This window comes from Mesorhizobium sp. B2-5-4 (assembly GCF_006441095.1).
Taxonomy (GTDB): domain Bacteria; phylum Pseudomonadota; class Alphaproteobacteria; order Rhizobiales; family Rhizobiaceae; genus Mesorhizobium; species Mesorhizobium salmacidum.
In genome coordinates this window covers 128,786-143,220 of sequence record NZ_VFUR01000009.1, presented here as the reverse complement: position 1 = coordinate 143,220, position 14,435 = coordinate 128,786, and the positions used below count along the sequence as shown (strand labels likewise).

The 14,435-nt window shown below is 64.5% G+C and carries 13 protein-coding genes; 8 read left to right on the top strand and 5 right to left on the bottom strand.

Annotated elements, in window-relative coordinates; translation table 11 throughout:
* Positions 1–13 precede the first annotated feature (13 nt).
* Entirely contained in the window at positions 14–1,150 is a 1,137-nt protein-coding gene (locus tag FJ492_RS13870) for an alpha-hydroxy acid oxidase (protein ID WP_140770396.1), read from the bottom strand.
* Between the two features lie 25 nt (positions 1,151–1,175).
* Positions 1,176–1,979 carry an FCD domain-containing protein gene (locus FJ492_RS13865; RefSeq protein ID WP_140713508.1) on the bottom strand — a complete coding sequence of 268 codons (804 nt, stop codon included), beginning with the start codon at positions 1,977–1,979 and terminating at the stop codon, positions 1,176–1,178.
* A 207-nt stretch (positions 1,980–2,186) separates the two neighbouring features.
* Here FJ492_RS13865 and FJ492_RS13860 point away from each other — a divergent pair, with 207 nt between their 5' ends.
* From FJ492_RS13860 to glcF, 4 genes are all read left to right on the top strand, one after another.
* Complete coding sequence (locus FJ492_RS13860; RefSeq protein WP_140504586.1) at positions 2,187–3,509, top strand: DUF3422 family protein; 1,323 nt, start codon at positions 2,187–2,189, stop codon at positions 3,507–3,509.
* Between the two features lie 155 nt (positions 3,510–3,664).
* Positions 3,665–5,161, top strand: a complete 1,497-nt coding sequence (locus tag FJ492_RS13855) for an FAD-linked oxidase C-terminal domain-containing protein (RefSeq protein WP_140504584.1) — start codon at positions 3,665–3,667, stop codon at positions 5,159–5,161.
* Between the two features lie 66 nt (positions 5,162–5,227).
* On the top strand, positions 5,228–6,430 hold the full coding sequence (glcE, locus tag FJ492_RS13850; RefSeq protein WP_140770394.1) for a glycolate oxidase subunit GlcE: 1,203 nt from the start codon (positions 5,228–5,230) through the stop codon (positions 6,428–6,430).
* 10 nt (positions 6,431–6,440) lie between these two features.
* Entirely contained in the window at positions 6,441–7,766 is a 1,326-nt protein-coding gene (gene glcF / locus FJ492_RS13845; RefSeq protein WP_140770391.1) for a glycolate oxidase subunit GlcF, read from the top strand.
* A gap of 12 nt (positions 7,767–7,778) precedes the next feature.
* On the opposite strand, the gene FJ492_RS13840 is transcribed toward glcF, so the two are convergent.
* Complete coding sequence (locus tag FJ492_RS13840) at positions 7,779–8,699, bottom strand: bifunctional 5,10-methylenetetrahydrofolate dehydrogenase/5,10-methenyltetrahydrofolate cyclohydrolase (RefSeq protein ID WP_140770389.1); 921 nt, start codon at positions 8,697–8,699, stop codon at positions 7,779–7,781.
* Positions 8,700–8,988: 289 nt separating this feature from the next.
* A complete protein-coding gene (locus tag FJ492_RS13835) occupies positions 8,989–9,720 on the bottom strand; it encodes a L,D-transpeptidase (protein WP_140770387.1) in 732 nt (243 codons plus the stop codon).
* Positions 9,721–9,932: 212 nt separating this feature from the next.
* Here FJ492_RS13835 and FJ492_RS13830 point away from each other — a divergent pair, with 212 nt between their 5' ends.
* Positions 9,933–10,571, top strand: coding sequence for a DNA-3-methyladenine glycosylase I (locus tag FJ492_RS13830; protein WP_140713518.1), 639 nt, complete (start codon positions 9,933–9,935; stop codon positions 10,569–10,571).
* A gap of 11 nt (positions 10,572–10,582) precedes the next feature.
* Here FJ492_RS13830 and FJ492_RS13825 read toward each other — a convergent pair whose 3' ends face one another.
* A complete protein-coding gene (locus tag FJ492_RS13825; RefSeq protein ID WP_140770384.1) occupies positions 10,583–10,834 on the bottom strand; it encodes a hypothetical protein in 252 nt (83 codons plus the stop codon).
* A 236-nt stretch (positions 10,835–11,070) separates the two neighbouring features.
* Here FJ492_RS13825 and hisS point away from each other — a divergent pair, with 236 nt between their 5' ends.
* From hisS to hisG, 3 genes are read left to right on the top strand one after another with little or no spacing between them, the layout of a single operon-like run.
* Positions 11,071–12,594: a histidine--tRNA ligase gene (gene hisS / locus FJ492_RS13820; protein ID WP_140770380.1), complete on the top strand. Its 1,524-nt coding sequence runs from the start codon at positions 11,071–11,073 to the stop codon at positions 12,592–12,594.
* Positions 12,591–13,712 carry an ATP phosphoribosyltransferase regulatory subunit gene (locus FJ492_RS13815; RefSeq protein ID WP_140504571.1) on the top strand — a complete coding sequence of 374 codons (1,122 nt, stop codon included), beginning with the start codon at positions 12,591–12,593 and terminating at the stop codon, positions 13,710–13,712. Before hisS ends, FJ492_RS13815 begins: the two co-directional genes overlap by 4 nt.
* Positions 13,709–14,407: an ATP phosphoribosyltransferase gene (gene hisG, locus FJ492_RS13810; RefSeq protein ID WP_140770377.1), complete on the top strand. Its 699-nt coding sequence runs from the start codon at positions 13,709–13,711 to the stop codon at positions 14,405–14,407. The genes FJ492_RS13815 and hisG overlap by 4 nt, the downstream gene beginning before the upstream one ends.
* Positions 14,408–14,435 lie beyond the last annotated feature (28 nt).

The following is a 14,435-nucleotide window of genomic DNA, read 5'->3' as shown; positions in this document are numbered from 1 at the left end:
AGATGTCACGGACTTAGCGCCGGAGCTGGTCCTTGCCCATGTCGGTGACCAGACGCTTTCCGCACAGAGCCAGCGTAATGTCCATCTCCTTGCGGATGATTTCCAGCGCTTTGGTAACCCCTTCCTTGCCGAGCGCGCCCAGGCCGTAAAGAAATGGTCGGCCGATATAGGTGCCCTTGGCGCCCAGGCAGAGCGCTTTCAACACGTCCTGGCCGGAGCGGATGCCGCCGTCCATATGCACTTCTATTCTGTCGCCAACCGCATCGGCGATCTCCTCCAGCACCATGATCGACGATGACGCGCCATCGAGCTGCCGCCCGCCATGGTTCGAAACGATGATCGCGTCGGCGCCGGTCTTGGCCGCCATCAGTGCGTCTTCCTTGTCGAGAATGCCCTTGAGGATAAGCTTGCCGCCCCAGCGCTCCTTGATCCAGGCGACGTCCTTCCACGACAGTTGCGGATCGAACTGCTCCGTCGTCCATGACGACAGCGAAGCCACGTCGCCGACGCCCTTGGCATGGCCGACGATATTGCGGAAGGTACGGCGCTTCGTGCCAGCCATGCCCATCCACCAGCCAGGCCGCACCGCGATGTTGGCTATGTTGGCCAGCGTCATCTTGGGTGGCGCTGAAAGCCCGTTGCGAACATCCTTGTGGCGCTGGCCGAGGACCTGCAGGTCGAGCGTCAGCACCAGGGCCGAGCACTTCGCCGCCTTCGCCCTGTCGATCAGATTGAGCACGAAGTCCTTGTCGCGCAGTACATAGAGCTGGAACCAGAACGGTTTCTTTGTCACCGAAGCGACATCCTCGATCGAGCAGATGCTCATCGTCGAGAGCGTGAACGGCACGCCGAATTCCTCTGCCGCCTGCGCCGCCAGCATCTCGCCATCGGCATGCTGCATGCCGGTCAGGCCGGTCGGCGCCAGCGCTACCGGCATCGACACTTTCTGGCCGATCATGGTCGTTTCCAGTGAGCGGTTGCTCATGTCGACCAGCACGCGCTGGCGGAACTTGATCTTCTGGAAGTCTTCCTCGTTCGCGCGGTAGGTGCTCTCGGTCCAGGCGCCTGAGTCGGCATAGTCGAAGAACATCTTGGGCACGCGCCGGCGCGCGAGATCCTTGAGGTCTGCGATGGTGAGAATGTCGCTCATGATGGTCCCCGCTTGGTCGAATTGACTAGGAGCGCCTGCGCGCTGGTTCGCTGTCGCCGGCTTCCGAACGCTGCCTCAGCCTCAGCCGCGACACGCGTTGCCAGTCGCCGCTGCGCTCGGCTTCCGCCATCGAACGCTCGACATAGGTCATGTGGTCCATTGCCGCCTGGCGGGCGCCGGCCGGATCGCCGGCCTTGACCGCGGTGTGGATCGCCCGGTGCTGCGCCAGCAGCGCCTCGCGCGCGCCGGGCACTGTGAACACCAGCAGCCGGTTCTGGAACACGCCTTCCGACAAAAGCCGATAGCAGGAACGCAGCGTGTGCAAGAGCAGGATGTTGTGCGCGCATTCGCAGATCGCATGATGGAATTCGACGTCGATCTCGGCCTCGTCGTCGAAGTCGCCGGTGCGATGCGCCTCGTCCATGCGTGCCATGATGCGGTCGAGTAGGGCAAGGTCCTCGGGTGTGGCGCGCCGCGCCGCATATTCGGCGGCTATGCCTTCGATCTCGCGGCGGTATTCCAGATAGTCGGCCACCGCCTTGCGATGCGTCGAGATCAGGTCCGCCACCGGCTTGGTGAACAACTGGCCGATAATGTCGGCGACGTGGGTGCCGCCGCCCGGACGTGTCGACAGCAGGCCGCGCCCTTCGAGCGCCTTCAGCGCATCGCGCAGAATGGGCCGCGACACATCGAACTGGCGTGCCAGCTCGCGCTCGCCGGGCAGCCGGTCGCCGGTGCGCAGCACGCCTTCGAGAATTAGGCTTTCGATCTGCTGCACCACCTCGTCGGCGGTGCGCGAATGCTCGATCCTGGAGAAAATGTCGCCCAAAGGAAGCGCCTGGAGAACGGAATGATGTCGCGCAGATTAATGCCTCCGTCGCCAACTGGTCAAATTATTTATCCAATTCGTCTCATCGGGTCGATTTCCGCGTCGCGCCGGCATATCGCCTCGGGCTAAACTTTGCTGTTTACGTCCCTCGCCGATTGCCGCAAGAGGACGCCATTGCACGAAGGGTCGAAACCAGGGGGACCAGACGTGTCGGACGAGACGTCCAATCTTGAATTCCAGCCGCGCAGCCAAGGCAGTGTCCTGGGCTTTCCGGCGCATGAAGGCCGGCCCGGCGCGCTCGGCGAGGTTCATGCCCGCCCGCATCCGCTGGTCGAGAAGCCGCGCGTGCTCGTCCAACTCTCCTTCATGACCGAAGGCGGCTCCGCGGTAGACCATGCCGTGCTTTCGGAACTGTCACGCCGCCTCGGCATCGCCGCGCCCGAGCGTCATGCCCGCCACCACGCCATGAAATGGGGCAAGGGCACGCTGCGCTGGGAGCGGCACACGGAATTCTCGACCTATCTCTGGGAAGGGCCGTTGGCCGAGAACGGCCGGGGGCAAGAGGATTCGCCCTTCGGCAACGGTTTTTCGCCGCCGGGAACCGTGATCTCGGGCATCCGGCTCGAGATCCGCAAATGGACGCAGGCGAACGAGAGACTGATCGCCGGCTTCGACCCGACCAGCCTCTGTCACTCGCTGGTAGAGCGTGGCAGCGCGGCCATCGTTACCGACTTCCGCCAGGACGGCGACGGCATGACCCGCATGCTGGTGCTCGACCGTGGTCTCACTCCGGCCAGCACCGGCGCGCTGTCGCAGCGGCTGATCGACATCGAAACCTACCGCACGCTTGCCATGCTCGGCCTGCCGCTGGCGCTCACCTTGTCCGGCCGCGCTCGCCGCATCGAGGACCGCTTGGCGCAGACGACGCTGGAAATGAAGGTCGCCGAGACGCGCGACAACCAGACGCTGCTCGCCGGCCTGACGGAGCTTGCCGCCGAACTGGAGGCTGATGCCGCTTCCAGCCTCTACCGCTTCGGCGCCAGCCGCGCCTATGACGGCATCGTCACGGAAAGGCTGGAGGCGTTGGATGAGGAGCCTGTCCAGGGCTACGACACCTGGGCGGGCTTTCTGCTGCGGCGCATGGCGCCAGCCATGCGCACCTGCCGCTCGGTCGAGGAGCGCCAGGCCAATCTGTCGCGGAAGCTGACCCGTGCCACCACGCTGCTGCGGACCTGGGTCGATGTGGAGGTCGAGAAGCAGAACCGCGACCTGCTCGCCTCGATGAACAACCGCGCCCGCCTGCAACTGCGCCTGCAGCAGACCGTCGAAGGCCTCTCGGTCGCCGCCGTCTCCTATTACGTGGTCGGCCTCATCGGCTATGTCGCCAAGGGCGCATCGGTTTTTGGCCACACCTTCGCGCCGGAGGTCGTCACCGCCTCCTCGGTGCCGTTCGCCGTCCTGCTGGTCTGGTGGGGCGTGCGCAGGGTGCGACGGATGCATTCCGAGCCGGCGAAACATCCGGGCGAATAGTCCGCGCATGCTTCGAACGCAATAGAAATGCAGCGGCAGATTGCCGCTGCGGAAGCTTTGCCCGCGTTCGCCGCCCGGATGCCACCAAAGCAGGGTTTGCAACAAATGCCGCTAGCTGGTAAATCATTTTTACCAGTCGAGTGGAGGAAGCGCCGATGTCCGGCCTTGCCATGCCCAAGCCAGACGCCGGGACGCTGCGCCGGCGCAACGAAATCGTCGCCGACATGCGCATCATCGTGCCGGGCGAGGGCGTGGTCGACGCCGCCAACGAAATGCGAGCCTTCGAAAGCGATGGCCTGACCGCCTACCGGCAAGTGCCGCTGGTCGTGGTCCTGCCCGAGACGGTGGCGCAGGTCTCGCGCGTGCTGAAATACTGCAACGACCGCAACATTCGCGTCGTGCCGCGCGGATCCGGAACCTCGCTGTCGGGCGGCGCGCTGCCGTTGGAGGACGCGGTGCTGCTCGTCATGAGCAGGTTCAACCGCATCCTCGAGATCGATTTTCCCAACCGTATCGTCGTCGCCCAGCCCGGCGTCACCAATCTCGGCATCACCATCGCCGTCGAGCAGGACGGGTTTTACTATGCCCCCGATCCATCCTCCCAGATCGCCTGCTCGATCGGCGGCAACGTGGCGGAGAATTCCGGCGGCGTGCACTGCCTGAAATATGGCCTCACCGCCAACAATGTGCTCGGCATCGAGATGGTGCTGATGAATGGCGAGGTGGTGCGGCTCGGCGGCGGCCACCTTGACGCCGAGGGCTATGATCTGCTCGGCGTCATGACCGGTTCGGAAGGTCTACTCGGCGTCGTCACCGAGGTCACCGTGCGCATCCTGAGGAAGCCGGAGACGGCGCGCGCCCTGCTGATAGGCTTTCCGACCAGCGAGCAGGGCGGCCAGTGCGTCGCCGACATCATCGGCGCCGGCATCATTCCAGGCGGCATGGAAATGATGGACCGGCCGGCGATCCATGCGGCGGAAGATTTTGTCCATGCCGGCTATCCCCTCGATGTCGAGGCGCTGCTGATCGTCGAGCTCGACGGTCCGAGCGTGGAGGTCGATCATCTCATCACCGCGGTCGAGGCGATCGCCATCCGCAACGGCTCGACTACGTGCCGCATCTCGCAGTCCGAGCAGGAGCGGCTGAGTTTTTGGGCCGGCCGGAAGGCGGCCTTCCCCGCCGTTGGCCGCATCTCGCCCGACTATTACTGCATGGACGGCACGATCCCACGCAAGGAGTTGCCGCGCGTGCTGGCCGGCATGCGCGAGCTGTCGGAAAAATACGGTCTCGGCGTCGCCAATGTCTTTCACGCCGGCGACGGCAATCTGCATCCGCTGATCCTTTACGATGCCAACGTGCCGGGCGAACTCGACAAGGCGGAAAGCTTCGGCGCCGACATTTTGCGGCTTTGCGTCAAGGTCGGTGGCGTGCTCACCGGGGAACATGGCGTCGGGGTCGAGAAGCGCGACCTGATGCCGGAAATGTTCAACCAGGTCGACCTCGATCAGCAAATGCGCGTCAAATGCGCTTTCGACCCCAACCATTTGCTCAATCCCGGAAAGGTGTTCCCGCAACTGCGTCGCTGTGCTGAACTCGGCCGCATGCACGTGCACCGCGGCCAGATGGCATTTCCCGACATTCCGAGGTTTTGAGATGATGGGGCCGCAGAACTCGGGTTCCTCGCCCCCGCAAAGCGGGGGGAGGAATCAGGTGCGAATATGACCTTCACCCCCACCACCTCAGATGAAGTCCTCTCCACCGTTGCCTGGGCGGCGGCAGAGGAAATATCGCTCGAAATCCTTGGCCGCGGCTCCAAGCGCGGCATCGGTCGTCCGTTGCAGACCGAGCACACGCTCGACCTGTCGAAACTCTCGGGCGTGATCCTCTATGAGCCCGCCGAACTGGTGCTGTCGGCCAAATCAGGCACGCCGCTGGCCGAGATCGAAAAGCTGCTGGCTGAAAAGGGCCAGCAGCTTGCCTTCGAGCCGATGGACTACGGCCCGTTGCTCGGTGGCGAGCCGGGCAAAGGCACCATTGGCGGCGTGCTCGGCGCCAACCTGTCCGGTCCCCGCCGGCTGAAGGCGGGCGCCGCGCGCGACCATATCCTGGGCATCAATGTCGTTTCCGGCCGGGGCGAAGCCTTCAAGTCGGGCGGCCGCGTGGTCAAGAACGTCACCGGCTACGATCTGTCGAAGCTGATGGCCAACAGCTGGGGTACGCTGGCCGTCTTCACCGACGTCACCTTCAAGGTGCTGCCAGCGGCCGAGACCGAAGTCACGCTCGCCGTTCGTGGCCTGCTCGATGATGCCGCCTGCACCGCCATGGCCTTGGCGCTTGGTTCCAGCGCCGAAGTGTCGAGTGCCGCCCACCTGCCGGAGCGCATCGCCGCGCGTGTTGCCGGCGGCACGCTCGGCAGTGATGCCGCCACGCTGCTGCGCGTCGAGGGCTTTGGTCCTTCCGTCGCCTATCGTATCGCCGCGCTGAGGACACTGCTCGGCAAGGCCGGGCCGCTGGAGGAGATTGCCAGGGAGACCTCCAAGGCAATCTGGCGCGATATGAGGGATTGCCGGCCCTTCGTCGATGGCAGCGAGAAGCCGGTCTGGCGGGTCTCGATGATGCCCGCCCAGGGGCATCAGATGGTTCTGACGCTGCGCATGCAGGCCGCCGTCAGCGCCGTCTACGACTGGCAGGGCGGGCTGGTGTGGCTGCGCATGGAGGAGGGCGATCCCGAAGCCGCTCTGCTGCGCGGGCTTCTGAGGAAACATGGCGGCGGCCATGCGACGCTGGTGCGCGCTACCCCTTCCCATCGGGCGGCTCTGCCGGTGTTCGAGCCGCAGGCGCCGGCATTGGCGGCGCTCAGCCAGCGGCTGAAGCAGGAATTCGACCCGAAGAACATCCTCAATCCCGGCCGCATGGCCTAGGACATCAGAGATGCAGACCAATTTTTCGCCCGCCCAGCTTGCCGATCCGCATGTCGCGGAGTCCGAAAAGGTCCTGCGCAAATGCGTGCATTGTGGCTTCTGCACCGCCACCTGCCCGACCTATGTGACGCTTGGCAACGAACTCGATTCGCCGCGCGGGCGCATCTATCTGATCAAGGACATGCTGGAGAACGGCCGTCCCGCCGACAAGGAGATCGTCACCCATATCGACCGCTGCCTGTCCTGCCTCGCCTGCATGACCACCTGCCCGTCGGGCGTCAACTACATGCACCTGGTCGACCATGCCCGCGCTCATATCCAGGAAACTTACACCCGGCCGCTGCTCGACCGGCTGACCCGCGCCATGCTGGCCTTCGTGCTGCCTTATCCCCAACGCTTCCGCGCCGCGCTCAAGCTGGCCAGGCTGGGCAAGCCTTTCATCGATCTGTTCGAAAAAATTCCGGCGCTGAAGCCTCTCGGCGCGATGCTCAAGCTCGCACCGGCGTCGATCCCGGCGGCCTCGCCGATGGCCTTGCCGGGCGTCCATGCTGGGCAGGGGACGAAAAAGGGCCGGGTCGCCATCCTTACCGGATGCGCGCAGTCGGTGCTTGATCCCGGCATCAACGACACCACCATCTCGTTGCTGACCCGGCTCGGCGTCGAGGTCGTGGTGCCGCCGGGCGAGGGCTGCTGCGGCGCACTGGTTCATCACATGGGGCGGGAAGAAGCCGCCCTTGCCTCGGCCAGGCAGAATGTCGATGCCTGGACGCGCGCCATCGAGCAAGGCGGGCTCGACGCCATCATCATCACCGCGTCGGGCTGCGGCACGACGATCAAGGATTACGGCTTCATGCTGCGGCTCGATCCGGCCTATGCCGACAAGGCCGCGCGCGTGTCGGGGCTGGCCAAGGATATCACCGAGTATCTGTCCGCCATCGATCTGCCTGAACCGGTGCGCAAGCCGGGCACGGTCGTTGCCTATCACTCAGCCTGCTCCATGCAGCACGGCCAGAAGATCATCCGCCAGCCGAAGGAACTGCTCGCCAAGGCCGGCTTCGTCGTGCGCGAGCCGCGCGAGGGGCACCTCTGTTGCGGCTCGGCCGGCACCTACAACATCCTGCAATCCGAGATTTCGGCCAGGCTGCGCGATCGCAAAGTGAAAAATATCGAGGCGACGGGCGCCTCGATCGTCGCCACCGGCAATATCGGCTGCATCACGCAGATCGCATCCACCGCCAGGATGCCTGTGGTGCATACGATCAAGCTGCTCGACTGGGCTTATGGCGGGCCGAAGCCGGAAGGCGTTCTGGAAGAAAGCTTGGTGGCGGCGGAGTAGGTAGGCCCACCGCTACTCGGCCGCGAGCCTGCCCGCCGTGCCGTAGGTAGCTTCATAAAGCGCGCGCTGGCGGCTGAGCGCCACCATCGTGTTGCGCAGCAGGATCGCCACCGTGATCGGGCCGACGCCGCCTGGCACGGGCGTGATCCAGGAGGCAACCTCGCGTACGCTTTCGGTGTCGACGTCGCCGACAATGCGGCTCGTGCCATCAGGCCCAATTTCGGAATTGATGCCGATATCGATGACGGCCGCCCCTGGTTTCACCATGTCGGCCTTGATCAGCCTGGGCTTGCCAACGGCGACGAACAGCGCGTCGGCGCGCCGCGCATGGGCGGCAACCGAGCGCGTCATGTGATGGCAGACCGTCACGGTCGCGCCTTCGCTCATTAGAAGGAAAGCGATCGGCTTGCCGACGATTTCCGAATGGCCGACGATGACCACTTCAAGCCCCTTGAGATGAAGGCCGGTTTCCTTGAGCAGTTCGACCGAGGCCGCCGCGGTGCAGGGCGCGAGGTCGAGCTGGTTGTAGACGATGTTGCCGATCGAGGCCGGGTGCATGCCCTCGACGTCCTTCAGCGGATGCACGGCCGCCTGCAGCGTCTTGATCGGGATATGCGCGGGAACCGGCCGCTGGATGATGATGCCGGTGACGCGCGGATCGGCATTCAGGCCGTGGATGGCTGCTTCGAGTTCACCTGCGGTGATGGTGGCGGGAAAACGCCGCTCCTCGAAATCGATGCCGGCGAGCTGTGCCTTCGCACGCTGGTTGCGCACATAGACATCGACCGCGTCGGTATCGCCGACGGTGATCGAGATCAGCTTGGGCGGGAAACCCTCAGCCTTGGCAATGGCCGCGTCCTCGCGCACGGCGGCGATGATGCGCTGGGCAACCGGCCCGCCCTTGAGATAGCGGCTGTCGTCGGACGGGGACATAGTTCGAACCTTTGGTGGGGAAATTGTGCACTGCAATAGCAGAGCATGGTCCGGAAATCAGCCCCGAAAACGAAACACCGTGCTTTCGGGGCGACCTGTCGCACCGTGAAAGGAAAAGGGCAGCCCGGTTACCCGTGCTGCCCTCTCGTGACTGGCCGTATCCCCACACGGCCCGTCCCCCGTTAACTCGCTGCCAGTCTAAGCACGTCTTCCAAAAGTGCGCTATGACTTGAGGGCAACAGTGCGTCAAAAACTACTCAACACTGCTTAACCGGCTGATTCGCTATCACTATATCACTTCGACCGTCGTTCCGACATTGACCCGTTCATAGAGGTCGACGACATCCTCGTTGCGCATGCGGATGCAGCCCGACGACACCGCGCCGCCGATCGTCCAGGGCTGGTTGGTGCCGTGGATGCGGTACTCGGTGGTGCCGAGATAAAGCGCGCGCGCGCCGAGCGGGTTTTCCATGCCGCCGGCCAGATAGGTCGGCAGGTAGCGGCCCTTGGCCGCCTCGCGCTTGATCATCTCCGCCGGCGGACGCCAGTCCGGCCAGACGCGTTTGTTGGTTATCTTGTGCGTGCCCGACCATTCGAAGCCGGGCTTGCCGGTGCCGACGCCGTAACGCCGCGCCTTGCCGTTCTTCTCGACCAGATAGAGGAAATTCTGCGTGGTATCGATGACGATGGTGCCCGGCTTCTGGGCGCCTTCATAGGCGACTTCCTGCGGCAGGTAGACCGGATTGATCTGCGGGCGCATGACCATGCGTTTGGCCGGGGCCTGCACGGCGGCCGTCTGCACGCGGTCGGGCTGCGCGGTGCGCTGGCGCGGCTGCGCGGCCTGTCGGTTCTGCCGAACGATACCCGGCGCATGGCCGAGTTGCAGCACCCAGGGCGCGGAAAGGTCGGGGCTCACCATCACCGGCGGTCTGTCGGCATAGCGGTCGCCGGCGGTTGAGGGTGTGACGCCGGCGGCAAACACAGCCACGGCGCCGAGCAAGGGAAACAGAACTCTCTTCATCGGGAACGCACCTTGATCGTCTAATACACCGGGCGAGAACGCTCCCGGCTTGCGCGATCATTGGCGGCGAGCAGCAACCGAAACATGAATCGGAATGCGTAAAATGCGGTTCTGTCAGTAAACCCTTTGGTGTGGTTACCGCCGGGTTCAGGAATCTGGTAAAGCCACGGTAAAGACAGCGCGGAAGCGTGTTAACGGATGGAATTTTCAGGATGAACAATGAAAAAACCGGCCTGCTTGCCGGTCCTGACGGTGTCGCGCGCTGCTTCTGGCATGGCAATCTGCCCGACTATCTGCATTACCATGACCATGAATGGGGCCGGCCGGTGGCCGACGACCGCAGGCTGTTCGAGAAGATCTGCCTGGAAGGGTTCCAGTCGGGCCTGTCGTGGCTGACCATTCTGCGCAAGCGGGAGAATTTTCGCGAGGCCTTCGCTGGCTTCGACTTCGACAAGGTCGCCACCTTCACCGAACGGGACGTCGAGCGCCTGCTCGGCAATGCCGGCATCATCCGCCATCGCGGCAAGATCGTCTCGACCATCAACAATGCCAAACGCGCCCGCGAAATGGTCGACGAGTTCGGCTCCCTGGCCGCCTGGTTTTGGAAGTTCGAACCCGGCAGGGAGGAACGGCCGCAAACCGTCGACCTCGCCCATCTGCGCGCCAACCCGACCACCGCGGTCTCCGTGCGGATATCGAAGGACCTGAAGAAGCGCGGCTGGACCTTCGTGGGCCCGACCACGGTCTACGCCTTCATGCAGGCCATGGGCATGGTCAACGATCATCTCGAGGGGTGTGTGTGCCGCAAGGAGGTCGAGAAGGAACGGAAGGCTTTCAAACGGCCGAAGTAGCTGCGGGCAGTTCAGGTGCCGTTGGCACCGGCCAGGAACAGCCCGGCGACCATCGCCGCCACGGTAGCCACTGTCGGATAGATCACCAGCAGGCCCGTCACCAAGGCGTCGCGCAGGGAAGGATCCTTGCCGGTGTCGGCCGGTACATCGAACGGTCCGGCCGCCTGGCCAATCATTTTCGGTGCATGGATGCCCGCCGGGCGCAGACGTGCCGGCAATTCACCGGCTTCGCCGTTGGCATGGAATGTCGTTGCGCTGGTCATGTCCCGAACCCCTTCGTGTCGGTATGCTATGTCGGCCGCGATTGTGTCGGCACGATGCCGGGCTGATGGCGCCATTGTTTCATTTTTGCTGCGTTTTGTTTCAAATATTGGCGCCTCTTCCCTTCTCCCGCTGCGGGAGAAAGCAGAAGTGCCAACCCTTGCCGCACAAAGCTGCTTCGGCTAGGACACGCGCACTCGAAAATAAGTCATCCTTTACCCAGCAAAAGACTCATCTCATGGCCGACAAATCGGAAAAGACGAAAGCGCGGCTGCCGCGCGGTTTTGCCGACCGCAGCGCCGAAGACATTCGCGCCGTCGAGAAGATGATGGCGACGATCCGCTCGGTCTATGAGCTTTATGGCTTCGAGCCGGCCGACCAGCCGCTGATCGAATACACCGATGCGCTGGGAAAATTCCTGCCCGACCAGGATCGGCCGAACGAAGGTGTTTTCTCGTTCCAGGACGATGACGACCAGTGGCTGTCGCTGCGCTACGACCTGACCGCGCCGACGGCGCGTTTCGTCGCCGAGAACTTCGAGCGCCTGCCGAAACCCTATCGCAGCTACCGATCCGGCTGGGTGTTTCGCAACGAAAAGCCCGGTCCCGGCCGCTTCCGCCAGTTCATGCAGTTCGACGCCGATACGATCGGCACGCCGGGCGTGGCGGCGGACGCGGAGATGGCGATGATGATGGCCGACGTCATGGAAGCGCTCGGTATCAAGCGCGGCGACTACGTCATTCGCGTCAACAACCGCAAGGTGCTGGACGGCGTACTGGAGGCGATCGGACTTGGCGGTGACGAGAATGTCGGGCGCAGGCTGACGGTGCTGCGTGCCATCGACAAGCTGGACAAGCTCGGTCCGGAAGGGGTCCGGCTTCTGCTTGGGCCGGGGCGCTGGGACGGTGGCAAGGAAGGCGAGGGCGACTTCGCCAAGGGCGCCGGGCTGAATGACACGCAAGCCGAGGCCGTTCTTCTGGCGACCACGCGCAATACGCAGGCTGGCCAGGATGCCAGCGTCAGCGGGAACGCGGTCTACCAGGAGGGCGTTGGCGAACTCGCGACGATCGAAGCCCTGGTCAGGGCCGCCGGATATGCCGAGGACCGCATTGCCATGGATCGTTCTGTCGTCCGCGGCCTGGAATATTACACCGGCCCGGTCTTCGAGGCCGAGCTTCTAGCCGAAATCCCCAATGAGGACGGCCAGATCGTGCGCTTCGGTTCGGTCGGCGGCGGCGGCCGCTATGACGGCCTGGTCTCGCGCTTCCGTGGCGAGCCGGTGCCGGCGACCGGTTTTTCGATCGGGGTCTCCCGGCTGATGACGGCGCTGAAAAATCTCGGCAAGCTCGACAGCACCGATGTGATTGCGCCGGTTGTCGTGCTGGTCATGGACAAGGACACGGAAAGTCTCGGCCGCTACCAGAAGATGGTCTCGCAATTGCGCGCCGCCGGCATCCGCTCCGAAATGTATCTCGGCGGCGCCGGCATGAAGGCGCAGCTCAAATATGCCGACCGGCGCGGTTGTCCCGTCGCCGTCATCCAGGGCGGCGACGAGCGCGCCAAAGGCGAATTGCAGATCAAGGACCTGATCGAAGGCGCCCGCATGTCGGCGGAGATCACGGATAACGCCGAATGGCGCGCCGCGCGCCCGGCGCAGGTGACGGTGGCGGAAAGCGAACTGGTCGCCGAGGTGCAGAAGATTTTGGTGGCGCAGGCCGCCGATCGTGTGAAGGGTGGCGCGTCGCGCCCATCCTGTCCATGACCTCCCGCTACCCCGCCATATCAGCCGACATCACCACACTCTTCGCTGCGCGCAACACACATGCCGTCGAAGTCGCGGTGCTGCAGCCGGCCGATCCGTTCCTCGACATGGCCGGCGAGGATCTGCGCCGGCGCATTTTCCTCACCGAAAGCGAGACCGGGCAGACGCTCTGCCTGCGGCCCGAATTCACCATTCCCGTCTGCCTCGACCACATAGCCAGCCAGGCCGGCACGCCGCGCCGCTATTCCTATCTCGGCGAAGTGTTTCGCCAGCGCCGCGAGGGCGGCAATGAGTTCTTCCAGGCCGGCATCGAGGATCTCGGCGACCGCGACACGGCCGAAGCCGATGCCCGCTCGGTGGCCGACGCGCATGCGTTGCTGTCGCTGGTGCTGCCCGGCCAGTCGCTGGCGATCACGCTCGGTGACCAGGGCATGTTCGAGGCGGTGCTGGCGGCCCTTGGCCTGCCGCGCGGCTGGCGCATGCGGCTGGCCCGCGCCTTCGGCTCGGCGCCGATGCTGGAGGCCGCACTCGCCGATCTCGCCAACCCGCCGCGCAACGGCCAGCTCTCCGGTCCAGTCGCGGCGCTTGTTCTCGACGGCGATCTGGACGGTCTTTCCCAGCACATTGCCGGCGGCATGGAAGAGGCTGGCCTGTCGGCATCCGCCGGGCGCGCGCCGTCGGATATCGCGCGGCGGCTGATCGAGAAAGCCGAGTTGCGCAGCGTGCGGCTGTCGAACGAGGCCTTCGCTGCCCTGAAGAATTTTCTGGCGATCGACGTGCCGCTCGATGGCGCAGCCCAGGCATTGGAAACCTTCGCCGCCGGCGCCGGACTTTCGCTGGGCGCCGCGCTGGAAAAATTCTCGGCCCGCGCCAAGGCGATCGAGGCGCATGGCTTGCCCTCGGGAAAAATCCGCTACGACGCCGCTTTCGGCCGTCCGCTCGATTATTACACGGGTGTGGTCTTCGAAATCGCGGTCGCCAATGGCGAGCGTCCCCTCGCCGGTGGCGGGCGCTATGACAGGTTGCTGACGCTGCTCGGCGCCAAGACCGCGATCCCTGGTGTCGGCTTCTCGGTGTGGCTCGACCGCATCGAGGCGTTGCGGGGGGCGGCATCATGATCACACTGGCGATCCCGTCGAAGGGCAGGCTCAAGGAGCAGGCCTTGGAGGTGCTGGCCAAGGCTGGCCTCGCCGTCAGCCTGCCTGGCGACGAGCGCAAATATTACGCCCGCGTCGAGGGCCTGGACAATGTCGAAGTGGTTTTCCTGTCGGCCTCCGAAATATCGGGCGAAATAGGCCAGGGCGCGGTCGATCTCGGTATTACCGGTGAGGACCTTGTGCGGGAAAATCTCGCCGACTGGGAAGCGCGGGCAGAGATCGTCGCCCGCCTCGGCTTCGGCCATGCCGATGTCGTGGTCGCGGTGCCTGAGATCTGGCTCGATGTCGATACCATGGCCGATCTCGACGACGTTGCAGCCGATTTCCGCCAGCGTCATGGCCGGCGGCTCAGGATCGCCACCAAATACTGGCGGCTGACGCAGCAGTTCTTTTCGCTCAAACACGGTATCCAGGTCTATCGCATCGTCGAGAGCCTCGGCGCCACCGAGGGCGCGCCGGCGGCCGGCCTTGCCGACGTCATCGTCGACATCACCAGCACGGGCTCGACGCTGCGCGCCAACCATCTCAAGGTGCTGGGCGATGGCGTCGTGCTGGAGTCGCAGGCCTGCCTTGTGGCCTCGAGGAAGACACGTGCCGCAGTCGACGAAGCCGTCTTGCGCGACATCGTCGCGAAAATGGCGGCAGCGATCGCATAGCGATCCTTCAGGGAGGGGGCTCCAGTAC